The sequence below is a fragment of the Nocardia vaccinii NBRC 15922 genome, from assembly GCF_001613305.1.
GTDB classification, from domain to species: domain Bacteria; phylum Actinomycetota; class Actinomycetes; order Mycobacteriales; family Mycobacteriaceae; genus Nocardia; species Nocardia vaccinii.
Genome location: NZ_BDCC01000067.1, coordinates 22,271 through 37,307, shown reverse-complemented (window position 1 = coordinate 37,307; position 15,037 = coordinate 22,271). Strand labels below are relative to the sequence as shown.

General features: G+C 66.3%; 15 protein-coding genes. All 15 read left to right on the top strand.

The window, feature by feature from the left end:
• Positions 1 to 27: 27 nt before the first annotated feature.
• On the top strand, positions 28 to 852 hold the full coding sequence (locus NV1_RS34810) for an enoyl-CoA hydratase/isomerase family protein (RefSeq protein WP_067901528.1): 825 nt from the start codon (positions 28 to 30) through the stop codon (positions 850 to 852).
• Positions 852 to 2,468, top strand: a complete 1,617-nt coding sequence (locus tag NV1_RS34805) for a class I adenylate-forming enzyme family protein (RefSeq protein ID WP_067901525.1) — start codon at positions 852 to 854, stop codon at positions 2,466 to 2,468. Before NV1_RS34810 ends, NV1_RS34805 begins: the two co-directional genes overlap by 1 nt.
• Positions 2,461 to 4,035: a class I adenylate-forming enzyme family protein gene (locus NV1_RS34800; RefSeq protein ID WP_067901522.1), complete on the top strand. Its 1,575-nt coding sequence runs from the start codon at positions 2,461 to 2,463 to the stop codon at positions 4,033 to 4,035. The genes NV1_RS34805 and NV1_RS34800 overlap by 8 nt, the downstream gene beginning before the upstream one ends.
• Positions 4,036 to 4,175: 140 nt before the next feature.
• Positions 4,176 to 4,943 (top strand): MlaE family ABC transporter permease, encoded by a 768-nt coding sequence (locus NV1_RS34795; protein WP_067901520.1) that lies wholly within the window; start codon positions 4,176 to 4,178, stop codon positions 4,941 to 4,943.
• A 10-nt stretch (positions 4,944 to 4,953) separates the two neighbouring features.
• Positions 4,954 to 5,805 (top strand): ABC transporter permease, encoded by an 852-nt coding sequence (locus NV1_RS34790; protein ID WP_067901518.1) that lies wholly within the window; start codon positions 4,954 to 4,956, stop codon positions 5,803 to 5,805.
• Positions 5,806 to 5,812: 7 nt separating this feature from the next.
• Positions 5,813 to 7,000, top strand: coding sequence for an MCE family protein (locus NV1_RS34785; protein ID WP_067901516.1), 1,188 nt, complete (start codon positions 5,813 to 5,815; stop codon positions 6,998 to 7,000).
• Complete coding sequence (locus NV1_RS34780) at positions 6,997 to 8,016, top strand: MCE family protein (RefSeq protein ID WP_067901513.1); 1,020 nt, start codon at positions 6,997 to 6,999, stop codon at positions 8,014 to 8,016. The genes NV1_RS34785 and NV1_RS34780 overlap by 4 nt, the downstream gene beginning before the upstream one ends.
• On the top strand, positions 8,013 to 9,038 hold the full coding sequence (locus tag NV1_RS34775; protein WP_067901640.1) for an MCE family protein: 1,026 nt from the start codon (positions 8,013 to 8,015) through the stop codon (positions 9,036 to 9,038). The genes NV1_RS34780 and NV1_RS34775 overlap by 4 nt, the downstream gene beginning before the upstream one ends.
• The gene (locus NV1_RS34770) at positions 9,035 to 10,264 is read left to right on the top strand and encodes an MCE family protein (protein WP_067901510.1); all 1,230 of its coding nucleotides are present in this window, start codon (positions 9,035 to 9,037) and stop codon (positions 10,262 to 10,264) included. Before NV1_RS34775 ends, NV1_RS34770 begins: the two co-directional genes overlap by 4 nt.
• Positions 10,261 to 11,325 (top strand): MCE family protein, encoded by a 1,065-nt coding sequence (locus NV1_RS34765; protein ID WP_067901507.1) that lies wholly within the window; start codon positions 10,261 to 10,263, stop codon positions 11,323 to 11,325. The genes NV1_RS34770 and NV1_RS34765 overlap by 4 nt, the downstream gene beginning before the upstream one ends.
• Entirely contained in the window at positions 11,322 to 12,743 is a 1,422-nt protein-coding gene (locus NV1_RS34760; RefSeq protein WP_067901504.1) for an MCE family protein, read from the top strand. Before NV1_RS34765 ends, NV1_RS34760 begins: the two co-directional genes overlap by 4 nt.
• Positions 12,710 to 13,447, top strand: a complete 738-nt coding sequence (locus NV1_RS34755) for an Rv1363c family protein (RefSeq protein WP_157117560.1) — start codon at positions 12,710 to 12,712, stop codon at positions 13,445 to 13,447. The genes NV1_RS34760 and NV1_RS34755 overlap by 34 nt, the downstream gene beginning before the upstream one ends.
• Complete coding sequence (locus NV1_RS34750) at positions 13,444 to 13,959, top strand: hypothetical protein (protein WP_067901497.1); 516 nt, start codon at positions 13,444 to 13,446, stop codon at positions 13,957 to 13,959. The genes NV1_RS34755 and NV1_RS34750 overlap by 4 nt, the downstream gene beginning before the upstream one ends.
• 287 nt (positions 13,960 to 14,246) lie before the next feature.
• Positions 14,247 to 14,855 (top strand): TetR family transcriptional regulator, encoded by a 609-nt coding sequence (locus NV1_RS34745; protein WP_067901494.1) that lies wholly within the window; start codon positions 14,247 to 14,249, stop codon positions 14,853 to 14,855.
• Positions 14,852 to 14,989, top strand: coding sequence for a hypothetical protein (locus NV1_RS44105; protein ID WP_157117559.1), 138 nt, complete (start codon positions 14,852 to 14,854; stop codon positions 14,987 to 14,989). The genes NV1_RS34745 and NV1_RS44105 overlap by 4 nt, the downstream gene beginning before the upstream one ends.
• Positions 14,990 to 15,037 lie beyond the last annotated feature (48 nt).

Here is a 15,037-nt window from a genome sequence, read left to right as displayed (position 1 = left end):
CATGTCGCCGAAAAACAGGCCACGCCCATGAGCAGTGCAGCACACCGCGGCGATATCACCGGCCCAGCGTTCGAGACCATCCGGCTCGAGGTCGAGCCGGATGATCGGGTAGCGACCATCACGCTGAATCGGCCCGAACGGCTCAACGCCTTCGACCGGACCATGTGCGAGGAGATGATTCGAGCCTGGCACCTGGTGAAATCGGAAGACTCGGTCAATGCTGTCGTGCTGCGCGCGGCCGGAAGCCGGGCCTTCAGCGCTGGACTGGATATCAAGAAGTCCTACGGTCAGCCCGATAGCGTGTGGCACCACGAGGATCCGGGTGAAGCGCTCAGCCCGAAATGGCAGAAGATGTGGAAGCCGGTGGTGTGCGCGGTGCAGGGCATGTGCACCGCGGGCGGCTTCTACTTCGTCAACGAGGCCGACGTGGTGATCTGCTCGTCGGACGCCACGTTCTTCGACTCGCACGTCTCCACCGGACTGGTGTCGGCGCTGGAACCGATCGGCCTGCGTCGGCGGATCGGCCTCGGCGAAACTCTGCGCATCGCCTTGATGGGCAACGACGAACGGGTATGCGCCGAGACCGCCCTGCGCATCGGCCTGGTGTCGGAAATCGTCGCACCCGGGCAGTTGTGGCAGCGCGCGCATCGTATCGCCGCGGCGATCGCCGCCAAACCCGCGGCCGCCACGCAGGGCACCGTGAAGGCGATCTGGGAGTCGCTGGACAAGCCGTACCGGGCCGCACTCGATCAGGGCCTGATCTACACCCGACTCGGAAACCCTGTGGGCAAGGCCGAATTGGCGGCCGATGCAGACTACCATCACGCCCGGCCCGAACCCTGGATCCGCTGATGAGCATTCACGACACCGATACACCGCCCGCCGCCGGCACCACCACCCTGGCACCGCTGTTGCGCGCCCGGGCCGCCGCGGAGCCGACCCGCCCACTGTTGATCTGCGATACCGAGCGCTTGACCTATGCTGCGGCACAACGTCGTTCGGCCGAGTTGGCCCGCGGTTTGCTCGCACTCGGCGCGGGAAAGGGAACCCATATCGGCCTGCTGTACCCCAACGGCACCGGCTTCGCCGTCGGCGCCCTCGCCGCGGCCCGCATCGGGGCTGTCGTCGTCCCCTTCTCCACCTTCTCCACCGCCCGCGAACTGCGCGAACAGTTGGTGCACAGCGATACTCGCATCCTTTTGGCCACCGCCGGCTACCGCTCCCACGACTATGTGCAGCGGCTGACCGAGGTGCTCGCCGGAGGTGAGCGGGACTCATCGGGCCGACTGTTCTGCCGCACGGTGCCGCAGTTGCGTCACGTCGCCGTCGACGGCGGACCGGGCCCCCTCGATGCCGAGACCATGCGGCGGGCGGCGCACCACATCGACGACGCGGTGCTCGCGGCAGCCGAAGACGATGTCGACGGGTGCGATCCGATGGCCATCGTCTACACCTCGGGATCGACCAGCGCCCCCAAAGGTGTCGTACACACCCAGGCGGCGCTGCTCGAGCATCAGCGCAACCTCAATCGGATCCGCGGACTTACCGAATCCGATGTGCTGTTCTGCAATTCGCCGTTCTTCTGGATCGGCGGATTCGCCTTCGGACTGCTGGCCACCCTCGTCGCGGGCGCGACGCTGGTATGCAGCAACTCGACCGACGCGAGCGCGACACTCGACCTGCTGGAATCCGAAAAGCCCACTGTCACCAACGGGTTCGCGGCCGGCATCGCCAATCTCGCGCATCATCCCAGCTTCGCCGAGCGTGACCTGTCCTCGATGCGAAGGGGCAATCTCTACCCGATCATGCCCGCCGGACTGCGCCCGCCCGATCCGGAGCTGCGGCACAACATGCTCGGCATGACCGAGACCGGCAGCGTCGTCCTGATCGACGGTGACGAGTCCGATCAACCCGAGCACCGGCGCGGCTCGTTCGGCCGGCCCGCACCCGGCTTCGACACCGAGATCGTCGACCTGGACACCGGCGCGTCCGTGGCCGTCGGCGAAGTCGGCGAACTCCGCTTCCGCGGTCCCTACCTCATGCAGGGCTATTACAAGCGCAGCCGCGAGGAGTGCTTCGACGCCGAAGGGTGGTTCCACACCGGCGATCTGGCACGTGCCGACGCCGACGGATTCGTTTACTTCCTCGGCCGCAGCGGCGCCATGATCAAGACCGCGGGCGCGAATGTCGCCCCGGCCGAGGTCGAGAAGGCGATCACCGGCATCACCGGGTGCCCCGCCCATGTCTTCGGCCTCCCGCACCCCATCCGCGGGCAACAGGTCGCCGCGGTGGTCACCGTCGATGATCCCGGCGCATTCGACGAGGCGATGCTGCGGGAGAAACTGCGAAACCAGCTGTCGGCCTACAAAATTCCCGGCCGGTTCGCCGCGGTCGCCGCCGCGGATATTCCATTGCTGTCCAGCGGGAAGGTCGACCTACGAGAGCTGAAGCGGGTATTCGATGACTGACATCGCCGCGGCGGCGATCGCGCCGACCATGGACAGCCTGATCCGGGGGCGCGCGGCCGCGACACCGGACGCGATGATGGTGGTGGCCCCGGACTCACGCCTCACATATGCCGAATTGAACTCGACGACAACGGATTTGGCCGCCACACTGATAGACGTCGGTATCGGCAAGGGCAGCCGGGTCGGACTGCTCATGCAGAACGGGACCGAATGGGTCCAGCTTGCGGTGGCCGTGACGCGCCTCGGCGCGGTCCTGGTGCCGCTCAGTACCCTGCTGCGCCCACCTGAGCTGCGCACCCAGTTGCGGGTTGCCGCGGTGCAGTATCTCATCGCGGTCGAGGAATTCCGCGGCAGGCGCTACCTCGGCGAACTGGAACTGACGCCCACGAGCGTGCCGGCGCCGCCGGATCCGGCGCTGCCCGCCCTGCGCGGCGTCCACCTCACCGCGGCACTGCTCGCCGCGACCGCCGATCCGCGGGCGGCTGCCGTGGTGGACGCCCTGACCGCGACCGTCACCCCGGCCGATCCGCTGGCCATCATGTTCACCTCGGGCAGCCGCGGCCTGCCCAAAGGCGTGATCCATTCACACGGAAGCGCCTTCGGCGCCGTGCGTTCGGGGCTGGCGACCCGATGCATCGATACCACCACCCGGTTGTACCTGCCGATGCCGTTCTTCTGGGTCGGCGGATTCGGCGGCGGTGTGCTCTCGGCGCTGCTGGCGGGGGCAACCCTCGTGACCGAGGACATTCCGACCCCGGAGAGCACCCTGGCGCTGTTGCGCGAGCACCGCGTCACCCTGTTCCGCGGCTGGCCGGACCAGGCCCGCGCGCTGGCGCGCCGGGCCGGGGAACTCGGCATCGAGATACCACCGCTACAGGCCGGAAGCCTGGACGCGGTACTGCCGGCGGACCAGCGGCCCCCGCCCGGCGCACGCGCCAACCTGTTCGGGATGACCGAATCGTTCGGCCCCTACTGCGGCTACCCCGCCGATACCGATATGCCGCGATCGGCCTGGGGAAGCTGCGGGCGCCCGTTCGGTGGGATGACGGTCCGCATCGCGAATCCCGAAGACGGCCAACCGGTTCCACCGGGCAGCGTGGGCGTGATCCAGCTGCGCGGGCCCCATGTCCTGCGCGGCATGTACCGACGTGGCCGCGAGGAGCTGTTCACCACGGACGGCTGCTACACCACCGGTGACCTCGGACATGTCGACGAGGACGGTTTCCTGTTCTATCACGGCAGGTCCGACGACATGGTCAAGATCAGCGGAGCCACGGTATACCCCGGCGAGGTGGAGGCCGCACTTCGCGGCATCCCCGGGGTTGCCGGTGCCTTCGTCACGGATATCCCCGCGCCCCAGGGAATTCGGATCGCTGCGGCGGTGGTGTGCGATACCGCGACGATGACCGCGGACGGACTGCGTGGTGCGGCGCGCGAAATACTCAGTTCCTTCAAGATCCCCACCGCGTGGCTGCTACTGGACTCCGACGACGCGATACCCCGCGGCAGCACCGGAAAAGTCGATATCGGCGGCCTTCGCGACCTCTTGGCAGCCGCCGCTCGGTGAACGGCGATTTCCCCGGAATTTTCCCTCGCCGCCGCGCCTCGCTGCTGTATCGTCAATCACACTGTAATAGCAATAGTTAGCCATTCGGCCGACTCGGCCCGGCATGATCCGCAACATCCGAGCAGTCCGCTGGAGGATCGATGAAAGTGGAACAGCTGAACGCCCCTGTCCGGGAGGTCGGTCAGTTCTTCGCGATGGTGGCCGATGTCGGCAAGGGTGTCGTGACAACCCGTTTCCGGATCAGCGAATTCGTCGAACAGGGCTGGATGCTGGCACGTGTCTCGCTGCTGCCGACCGTCCTGGTCGCCGTGCCGTTCACCGTCCTGGTGAGCTTCACCCTCAATATTCTGCTGCGTGAGATCGGCGCGGCCACGATGAGCGGCGCGGGCGCCGCATTCGGCACCGTCACCCAGGTGGGTCCGATGGTGACCGTGCTGATCGTCGCGGGCGCCGGCGCGACAGCCATGTGCGCGGACCTGGGCTCCCGGGTGATCCGCGAGGAGATCGCGGCCATGGAGGTGCTCGGCATCGACCCCATCCAGCGCCTGGTGATCCCGCGCGTCGTGGCGTCCACGCTGGTAGCGGTCCTGCTCAACGGTCTGGTGTGCGCCATCGGCATCACCGGCGGCTTCATCTTCTCGGTGCAGTTGCAGGGGGTCAACCCGGGCGCCTTCGCCTCCGGAATCACATTGCTCACCGGCGCAACCGAATTGGCCATCTCGGCGGTCAAGGCGATGCTGTTCGGCATGATCGCGGGGCTGGTGGCCTGCTACCGCGGGCTGTCGGTATCCGGGGGCGCCAAAAGCGTCGGGCAGGCGGTCAACGAGACCGTCGTGTACGCGTTCATCGCACTGTTCGTCATCAACACCGTGGTAACCGCTGTCGGTATCCGAATATCAGGGAAGTGAGAACCGCCTGATGTACACCACGGAGACCGGCAAATTCGTCCGAACTCGCCGACAGCTGTCGCGTTGGGACAGCGCTGTCGACGCGCTCGGTGCCCGGCTCGTCTTCTACGGCAACACTATTGTGCGAATTCCCGGTGCGGTCATCGGACACCCACGCGAAACCGTGCGTCTCGTCGCCGAAATCAGCATGGGCAGCGGCGCTTTGGCGGTGATCGGCGGCACCGCGGCCATCGTCGGATTCATGACGATGGCCACCGGCAGCACCATCGCCATCCAGGGCTTCAGCTCGCTGGGAAATATCGGTATCGAGGCGCTGTCGGGGTTCTTGTCGGCGTTCATCAACGTCCGCATCGCCGCACCGGTCATCGCCGGCATCGCCCTGTCGGCGACCCTCGGCGCGGGCGCCACCGCGCAGATCGGCGCGATGCGTATCGCGGAGGAGATCGACGCGCTCGAATCCATGGCGATCCGGCCGGTCCCGTACGTCGTGAGCACGCGCGTCGCGGCCGGCATGATCACGATCGTGCCGCTGTACTCGCTGGCGCTGGCCGCGTCCTTCCTCGCCGGAAAGTTCACCACCGTAGTGCTTTTCGGCCAGTCGTCCGGACTCTACGACCACTATTTCGCCACCTTCCTCGATCCGATGGATGTGCTGTGGTCGTTCGTGCAGGCGATGCTCATCGCGCTGGTGGTGATGCTGGTGCACACCCACTACGGCTTCACCGCGGCCGGGGGTCCGGCCGGGGTCGGCGCGGCGGTCGGCCGGGCGGTGCGGATGTCGCTGATCATGGTCGTGCTGGTGGTTCTGCTGGTATCGCTCGCGCTGTACGGCGGCAGCGGCAACTTCCACCTTTCCGGATAGGGACACCATGCGTCTGTTGCACTGGGCGAAGCTGAAACTCGTTGTGCTGGCACTGATTCTGGTGGCCGCCGGGATCGCGTGGGCAGTACTGGGAAGTTATCAGCAGCGCTTCGAGGACTGGGTGCAGGTGACGGTGATCGCCGATCGCGCCGGACTGGTGATGGATCGCGGCGCCCGGGTCTCGATGACCGGTGTCCAGGTCGGTGAGGTCACCCGCATCGACTACCACAATGATCAGGCCCGCCTGACGCTGCGCCTGCATCGCTCGTCGTTGGCCTCGATTCCGGCCGATGTGGACGCCCAGATCACCTCCAGCACGGTCTTCGGCGCGAAGTACCTCAGCCTCAGCGCCCCCGCCACGATGTCCGCCGCCGCGGCGAGCGCGAACACCCCACGTCTGGCGCCGGACGCGACGATCGATATCTCCCATGTGACGGTCGAAATCAATACGGTCTTCGAACAACTCACCGATCTGATGCGGGCGGTGAACCCCACTCAGCTCGAAGCCACCCTGGGCGCATTGGCGACCGCGCTGCGGGGCCGCGGCGAACGTCTCGGCGCGGCTATCGATCACGCTTCCGAGATGCTCGCAGAGCTGAACGCGGCCGACCCCGGAATCGGCGAACTGCTGCGAACCGCGGCGCCGACGAGCACGCTCTACGGCGACATCAGCCCCGAATTGATGCGCACCCTGTCCGCACTGACCACCACCGGCAACACGATCACCGACAAACAGCAGCAGTTGGCGAAGTCCTTGTCGAGCGCCACCACGGTGGCAAATACCGGATCGGACCTGTTGGGCCACAACGGTTCTCAGCTCACAAGCGTGCTACGCATGCTGGCGCCGACCAGCTCGCTGCTGGCCGAGTACTCCCCGGAGATCCCCTGCCTGTTCCAGGGAATCACCGCCAGTAACAAGACGAATCCGGACGCCTACGCGGGACAGCCAGGGGTCAAGATGCTCGCCGGACTCACTCCGGGCGTAGCGCCGTACCAGTACCCCGACGATCTGCCCAGGGTCGACGCGACGGGCGGACCACATTGCCTCGGCCTGCCCTACACCGATCCGGTCGAACCCGTCCCTTACGTGGTCACCGACACCGGCGTGAATCCGTTCGCTCCCTCGCGCCAGGGCATCGGACTGCGCCGGCCGGATCTGATCGGTTACCTGTTCGGTCTGGGAGGTAACCGATGAAGCGAACGACGGCGGTGAAACTCGGTGTCTTCGTCATCGTCATGGCACTGGTCAACGCTGCTATGTTCCTGGTCTTCACCCAGGTCCACTCCGGAAACGCGCGCACCTACCATGCGATCTTCACCGACGCCTCGGGCATGAAGGCCGGTTCGAAGGTGCGAATCGCGGGCGTGCCGGTCGGATCGGTGAGCGCGGTGTGCTACGGAGCCGACCATCGCGCCCATGTCGACTTCTCCATCGACAGCGGCGACCGGCCGACGAAGTCGACCCGCGTCGCGATCCGGTACGAGGATCTGGTCGGCAACCGGTATCTCGATCTGGAGCGCGGCGCCGACACCGCGCTCCTGCCGCCCGGGGCGACGATCGCACTGCCGAATACGGCGCCCGCACTGGATCTGGACGCGCTGCTGGGCGGATTCCACCCGCTGTTGCAGGCGCTGGACCCCAAGCAGGTCAACGAGCTGTCGATGGCTCTGCTGCAGATCTTCCAGGGGCACGCGGGAACCATCGCCGAGGTGCTGCAGCGCGTCGGCGTAGTGACATCCACGCTGGCCGACCGGGACCAGGTCATCGGCCGGGTGATCACCAACCTGAACACCGTGCTAGGCCAAATCGCCTCTCGCGGAGACCAATTCAGCAGCACGCTGGACCATCTACAGCAACTGGTCTCGGGCCTCGCGAGTGATCGTGTTCTCCTCGGCCATGCGGTCGAGACTCTCGACACGGCGACCCATACCTTCTCCGGTCTGCTGTCGGATATCCGCCCGGATCTGTCCGCGATGATCACCCGGATGGACGCGGCGCTCACGCCCAGCGTCCATCACATTCCCGATCTGGACGCGGCACTGAACGAATTGCCCGACGACTATCGCAAGCTGACCCGCACCGGCGCCTACGGGTCGTTCTTCAACTTCTACCTCTGTGGGCTGTCGTTCAAGCTGGACGGACCGGACGGCAAACCGAAGGTGCTCGAACTCTACAACCAGACGACCGGAAGGTGCGGACCGAAGCGATGAGACCGATATCCGCCCACCGCGCCGGACGAATCGGAATCGTCGGCATCGTGATCACCGCGGCGATCTGCCTGGTGGCGCTGCAATTCGACCGCATACCGATGCTCAACCCGCCCCCGCTGCGGTATTCGGCACTGTTCGCCGACGCGAGCGGTCTTCTGGTCGGCGACGATGTCTCGGCAGCGGGGGTGAAGGTGGGACAGGTGACAGCGATCGAGGTCGACTCCGGCTACGCCCGGGTCACCTTCACCGCCGATCCCGATGTGGCCCTGGGCAATACGACGACCGCCGCGATCAAGACCACGTCCCTGCTCGGTAAGCGTTCGATTCGGATCACGCCGTCCGGATCGGGTCGGCTTCGCGTGCACAGCACCATTCCGATCGAGCGGACGCGTTCGGGTTACACCCTGCCGAACATCCTCAACGAGGCGACGACCACGATCCGCGATATCGACCTGAATCAGCTGACCCGAACACTCGACAGCGCCTCGGATGTATTGTCCACCGCCGCACCGCAAGTCGGTCCCGCGCTCGACGGGATGAAGCGTCTCGCGCAGACGGTGAACCAGCGCGATCAGGCGCTACGCGACCTGCTGTCCGGCGCCGAGAAGGTGACCGGCGTCCTCGCGCAGCGGGCACCGCAAGTGAACAAGCTACTGCTGGACGGCAATTCGCTCCTGGGGGAACTCGCGGTGCGCAATCAGGCACTCGGCGGGCTCATCACCGGCATCGAACAGCTGTCCCGGCAGGTGTCGGGCATGGTGCGCGAGGACAATGCCGAATTGAAACCCGCCCTCGACGAACTCGGGCAGGTGCTGGGACTGCTGAACAAGAACCGCGACAACATCACCCAGAGCATTCAGGGTCTGTCGACCTATATCGGCACCCTGGGTGACGCGGTGGCCAGCGGCCCGTATTTCTATGCCTACGTCCAGAATCTCGTTCCCGGCCAGTACAGCCAGCCCCTGTTCAACACGGTGTTCGGGCTTCCGCCCGCGCCCCTGCCGATCCCCCAGGTCAAATGATCACCCGAATCCGCTCCGCACTCGGAACCCGCGCCGCTCCCGCAACCCCGCGCCGGCGCTGGACGATCCGCGTCGGGGCGGCGCTGGCCGTCGTCGCTGTCGCCGCGACGGGCTACCACTTCGTCCAGCAAGCCCGGTTCACCACCGTCACAGCGCATTTCACCGCCACCAACGGACTGTATCCCGGTGACGAGGTCCGCGTGGTCGGGGTGAAGGTCGGGACCATCACGAGCATCGACAACGACGGAACCACCCTGAAGGTCCGGATGCGGATCCCGCGGTCGCTGCGGCTACCGGCCGATGTCAAGGCCGTCGTCATGGCGCAGAGCCTGGTCGCCGCGCGATTCGTGCAGCTGACCCCGGCGTGGACCCACGGCCCCGGCGCCGGTGGTCATCTCGACATACCGATCGAGCGCACCGCGGTACCGGTCGAGTGGGATCAGGTCGAACAACAGCTGAACCGGGTCACCGCGGCGCTGGCGCCGAAACCCGAGGACCCCACCGGGTCCGGGGCGCGGCTGCTCGGCTCCGCCGCTGCCGCGCTCGACGGCAACGCGGACACATTGCGCGCCACCATGCAGCAGTTGTCGCAGACCGTGGCAACCCTGTCGGCGGGCAGCGACGACCTGTTCGGCACCATCCGCAACCTGGAGGCGTTCACCACCGCGCTGTCGGCCAGCGATCAGCAGATCGTCGTGTTCCAGGGGCGGCTGGCTTCGGTATCGGAGGTGCTCGCGGGTGACCGCGACGAGTTGTCGAACGCGTTGGCCGACCTCGACGCCGCGATCGGCGACATCCAGTCGTTCGTCACCGCCCATCGCGACGGCATCACCACACAGCTGAACCGACTCGCCGACGCGACCGGCACCATCGTCTCGCAGCGCGACGCACTCGAGACCATCCTGCACCGCGCCCCCACCGCACTGTCGAACTACTACAACACCTATCAGCCCGCCCAGGGCTCGATCACCGGCGTACCCGGATTCCCGAACTTCGGCAATCCGATCAACTTCGTCTGCGGCGCCATCGCCGCCACCGGGAACGGCACCTCCGAGGAAGGAGCCAAGCTGTGCCAGCAGTACCTCGGACCACTACTGAACACGCTGAAGATGAACTATCCACCGCTCGGTGTGAACCCATTCCAGAGCATCGGCGCGGGCCCCGGACAACTCGTCTACAGCCCACCGAAGCTGCGACAGCTCCTGCTCCCCGGGCAGCCGAGATGAACGCCGCGCGACGCTACCGCAAACCGGTCGCACTGGTCTGCGGAATCGCTTTGTGCGCCAGCATATCCGGATGCCAATGGACCGGTTTGAACTCGCTACCGCTACCCGGTACCAAGGGGCACGGCCCGGGCAGCTACCACGTGATCATCGAGATGCCCGACGTCACGACGATCACCACCAACGCACCGGTGCTGGTGCACGACGTGGAGGTCGGCTCCATCACGGCCATCACGACCGAGAACTGGCATGCGAAGGTTACCGTGACCCTCGCCCGCGACGCGGCGCTGCCCGCCAACACCACCGCGAAAATCGGTCAGACCAGCCTGCTCGGCACGACCCACATCGAACTGGACGCGCCCACCGCCCCCGAGGGCACACTCGCCGACGGGAGCGTCATCCCGCTCGACCGCGCCGGTGAATATCCCACCACCGAGCAGACTTTGGCGGCCCTGTCGATGGTGCTCACCGGCGGCGGCCTGGGGAATCTGCAGATGATCGTCAGCGAGGCCGACAAAGCCGTTGCCGGCCACCAGGCTTCGGTGGTGAACGTGCTCGATCAGATGAATACGCTGCTGGGGGAACTGGATTCACAGCGCCGGGCCATCACCACCACGCTGCAGGGCCTGGACCGGTTCGCCGACCGGGCCACCCGGGACAACGACACCATCGGCAAGGCTCTCGACTCGATCGGGCCGGCGATCGATGTCCTCGCGCGGCAGCGCGGCAACCTCACCACCGCCCTGTCCGCGCTGAGCCGGTTCGGCAATGCCGGCACCGCACTGGTCAACCAGATCCACGGCGACCTGAAACAGAATCTCACCGGCCTGGTGCCGCTCCTGGAGAAGATCTCCGAGGCCGGCGACGACCTGGTGAACAACATCCATCAGCTCGCCACCTTCCCGTTCCCCCCGATCGCCGTCCAGAACGGTGTACGCGGCGACTACATGAACTTGTGGGCGGAAGCCGACCTGACACTCTCGCGATTGCAGAAGGGTCTGCTGTTCGGCACGCCGCTGGCCGGGCCGAATCCCACCGCACCCCCGCCGGGGGCCGGCCGATGAAGATCTCTTCCCTGGTTCGCACCCAGCTGATCATCTTCACGATCATCGCGATCGTGTCGACGGTCTTCACCGGCGTCTACTACCTGCGAATCCCCGCCGCACTGGATATCGGCCGGTACCGGGTCGTCATCGAATTGCTTAGGGCCGGAGGGCTTTACCACAATGCCAACGTCACCTGCAACGGACGGACCATCGGCCGGGTGGCCTCGGTCGATCTGCGGCCGACAGGAGTCACCGCAACCCTGTCTCTGATCGATTCGGTGCGGGTGCCCGCCGATCTGACCGCGCGGGTGCGCTCGATGTCGGCGATCGGCGAACAGTACGTCGATCTGCAGCCTGCCGTCGGTCACGGCCCGTACCTGCACGACGGATCCGTCATCGCCGTGGACGAGGTGAACGTCGCCGACCGGATCGGGCCCATCCTCGATCAGTCCCGCAAGATGCTTGCCGCGCTGCCGCCCGGCACCGTGCGCGAGGTTCTGGACGAAACCCAGCGCGGACTCGGCGGCGAAGGGCAGGACCTGTCCACCCTGCTCGACTCCACCACCACCTTCGTCGACGGCCTCGCCGCCAACGAAGACGCGGTGGTATCCCTGGTGCAGAAACTCACTCCGCTGTTACGTACGCAACTGGTCAGCAGCGACGAGATTCGCTCCTGGGCAATGAATCTGGCTGAGATGACGCGGCAACTACACGACGCGGACCCGGCCGTGCGCAATATCCTGGAACGCGGTCCCGCCGCGGCCGACGCGGCCGACCGACTGTTCCGGCAACTCTCGCCGACCCTGCCGGTGCTACTGGCGAATATGACCAGCCTCGGCCAGGTCGCACTCACCTACAACCCCGCGATCGAGCAGGTACTCGTCCTGCTGCCACCGCTCATCGCGGCCGAGAACACCGCCGGCAGACGCGGCCTGGCCGATCACGCGGTCAGCGTGGTGTTCTCCGTCGAAGCCCAGGATCCGCCCGGCTGCACCACCGGCTATCTGCCGGCCGGCCAGCGACGGATGCCGACCGATGACAGCCCGATCGATACCCCGAAAGATCTCTACTGCAACGTGCCCGAGAATGCGCCGTACGCGGTGCGAGGCATGCGCAACCTGCCGTGCCTGAACAATCCGGGTGTGCGGGCCGCGACTCCGGACCAGTGCCGCGGCGCCGTGCGACCGCCATCCGGCAACAACAACCCCGGCGAACTCGGGCCGGCGGCCCCGGCATCCGCGCCGCTGACGACGACCGGTCCAGCCCCCGTGGGCCCCGCGATCGCCCGTTATCTGCCCGGCACTCCCATGTACACCACACCGAACGGAACCCCCTACCGGCACATCGACATCGGTCCGCACACCGACTCGCACCCGAATCGACCAGCAAACCAGGACCCGGCATGGACACAATTGCTGACCGCCCCGATACCGTGACCACGACCGAACCGGCCCAGCGCCGCCATCGCCGCAAAGCCACGCGCGCCAGCGGTCCCCCGGAAGGATCGAGCCCGGTCTCCGATGCCCGTGGCCCTGAAACCGGTTCGGTCTCGGTCGAGATGAAACCGGACGCGGCGCCGGAGCGCCGACTCCGGTCCGTGCGAGCGATGCGCCGTATTCGCCCCGGGCGCAATGGCCTTCGGAAACCGGCTGCGGCACTCGCGGTGATCGCGTTGGTCGCCTCCGGCACCGTCGCCGCCCTCGCATGGCACGATCACCGGCGTTCCGACGACAATGCCGAACATGAGGCGGCCATCGTCGACATCGCCCGACAAGGGGTCACCGCACTGATCAACATCCGCGGCGACAAAGCCGACGCGGACTTCGCTCGCCTCAGCAACGTCACCGCCCCGCCGTTCGCCGACGAACTGCACGATCGGTCGAAGAACTACCTACAGGCGGTGCGCGATGCGAACGTGCTGTCGACCGGACAGGTCGTCGCCGCCGGCATCGCCGCCGCCGGCGACGACATCGGTACCGCGGTTCCCGACGAGGGCGCCACCACGGTGATCGTCGCCGCCGACGCACAGGTCACCGATAGCGAGAACCACCAGCAGGAACACCGCGCCTACCGATTCAGCGTCACGGTGAAAGACGTGGGCGGCGCCCTCAAAGTCACAGATGTGGAGTTCGTACCGTGACCGGCCGATCCGTACGTTTCCTGCGCATCCGGAAAACACTGCTGCTCAGCATCATTCCCCTCGTCTCCGCCGTGATCGTGGCCGCCACCGTCGCCGCGGTTCTGCTGGTCCGCGACAACCGCCACGCCGCCGACACCGCCGCGGCACGCCGGGAAGCACCGTCCGCCGCCGTCGAAACCATCTCGAAGATGCTCAGCTACACCGCCGACAACGTCGACGAACAGCTCACCTCGGTCACCGGACTCACCGGTTCGTTCCAGGACGACTACCGCAGCCTGGTGACCAAGACGATCGCTCCCGTGGCGAAGCAGAAGGGTGTCACGACCCGCGCGCACATCGTCGCCACCGGCGTACTCGCCGCCGCGCCGGACCGCGTGACGTTGCTGATGTACATCGACCAGATAACCATCAGTACGGCCGTACCCGCCCCGACCACCAGCTCGAGCCGGGTGACCGTCACCGCCGAAAAGCACGGAGATCGGTGGCTCGTCAGCGATATGACTCCGTTGTGACACCGGCCGGCGCGGCACCGGGAACCGACTACTGGAACAGTTACCGGACATCTTCCAGTTACCACATCTTCCCTGTTCGATCCCATATTCGGAGCTTCCTGAAACATCGCGCAGATCCGCCCGGATCTATTGACATCATTCAGTGACATCTGTCAAAGTAGTGATGCGCAGGCGAGCTGGTTCATTCGCTATTCGCCACTGCCACAACAGCTCTCGCTCGTTTGCGAGCGCAACTTCGCCACTTCCTCGCCGACCGCTGCCACCGGCGCATATCGAGATGCGGACCCATGAGTGAGATTCGGGAAAGGCCCCGCGGACGCGAGGCCCGGCGCCTGGAAACTCGCCGGCGCGTCCTCGACGCGGCCATCGCGGAATTCGCCGCGACCGGCATGGCAGATGCCGACGTGGGTGCGATAGCCACGTCGGCGGGTGTGGCGCGCGGTACGTTCTATTTTCACTTCCCCACCAAAGAACATGTGCTGTTCGCGCTCGAGGAGCGCGAGGAAGCCAGGATCGCCCGCGCGCTCACCCGCTATCTCGCGACCCCACGCGACCTCGCCTCGACCCTGTCCGAGACCGTCCGGCTGGTCACCGCCCTGGAACGACGGCTGGGCACACCGCTGTTCAAAGACCTTCTGGCGGTGCACTTCTCACCGACAAGGCCATTGACCGAACAGTGGCGCGAGCATCCGGTCATCGGATTGGTCGCCGGCATGATCGAGAGCGCGCGCGATGCCGGTCAGGCCCAGATCGCGGTAGACCCGTACCACAGCGCCGTGTTCTTCCTGCTCGGCCTCTACGGCTTGCTCACCACGACCACCAATGCCGAACAGCTGCGCGAGTCCGTGCTGGACAGCTATCTCACCACGACGGTACGCAGCCTCGAACCGCGATGAGCACGACGATCATCGCACGACAGAGAGAAGAGACCATGTGGCAGGAAATAGTGCGGCTCGCCGCGGCCTGGGGCGGGGTGCTGTCGATCACCGTCTTCTGGTACTGGGTCATGAAGAATATCGGCACCTTCTGAGCACCCCGATGGGCGAAACCGACTGCGCGAAGCGATCTTCCGGGACGG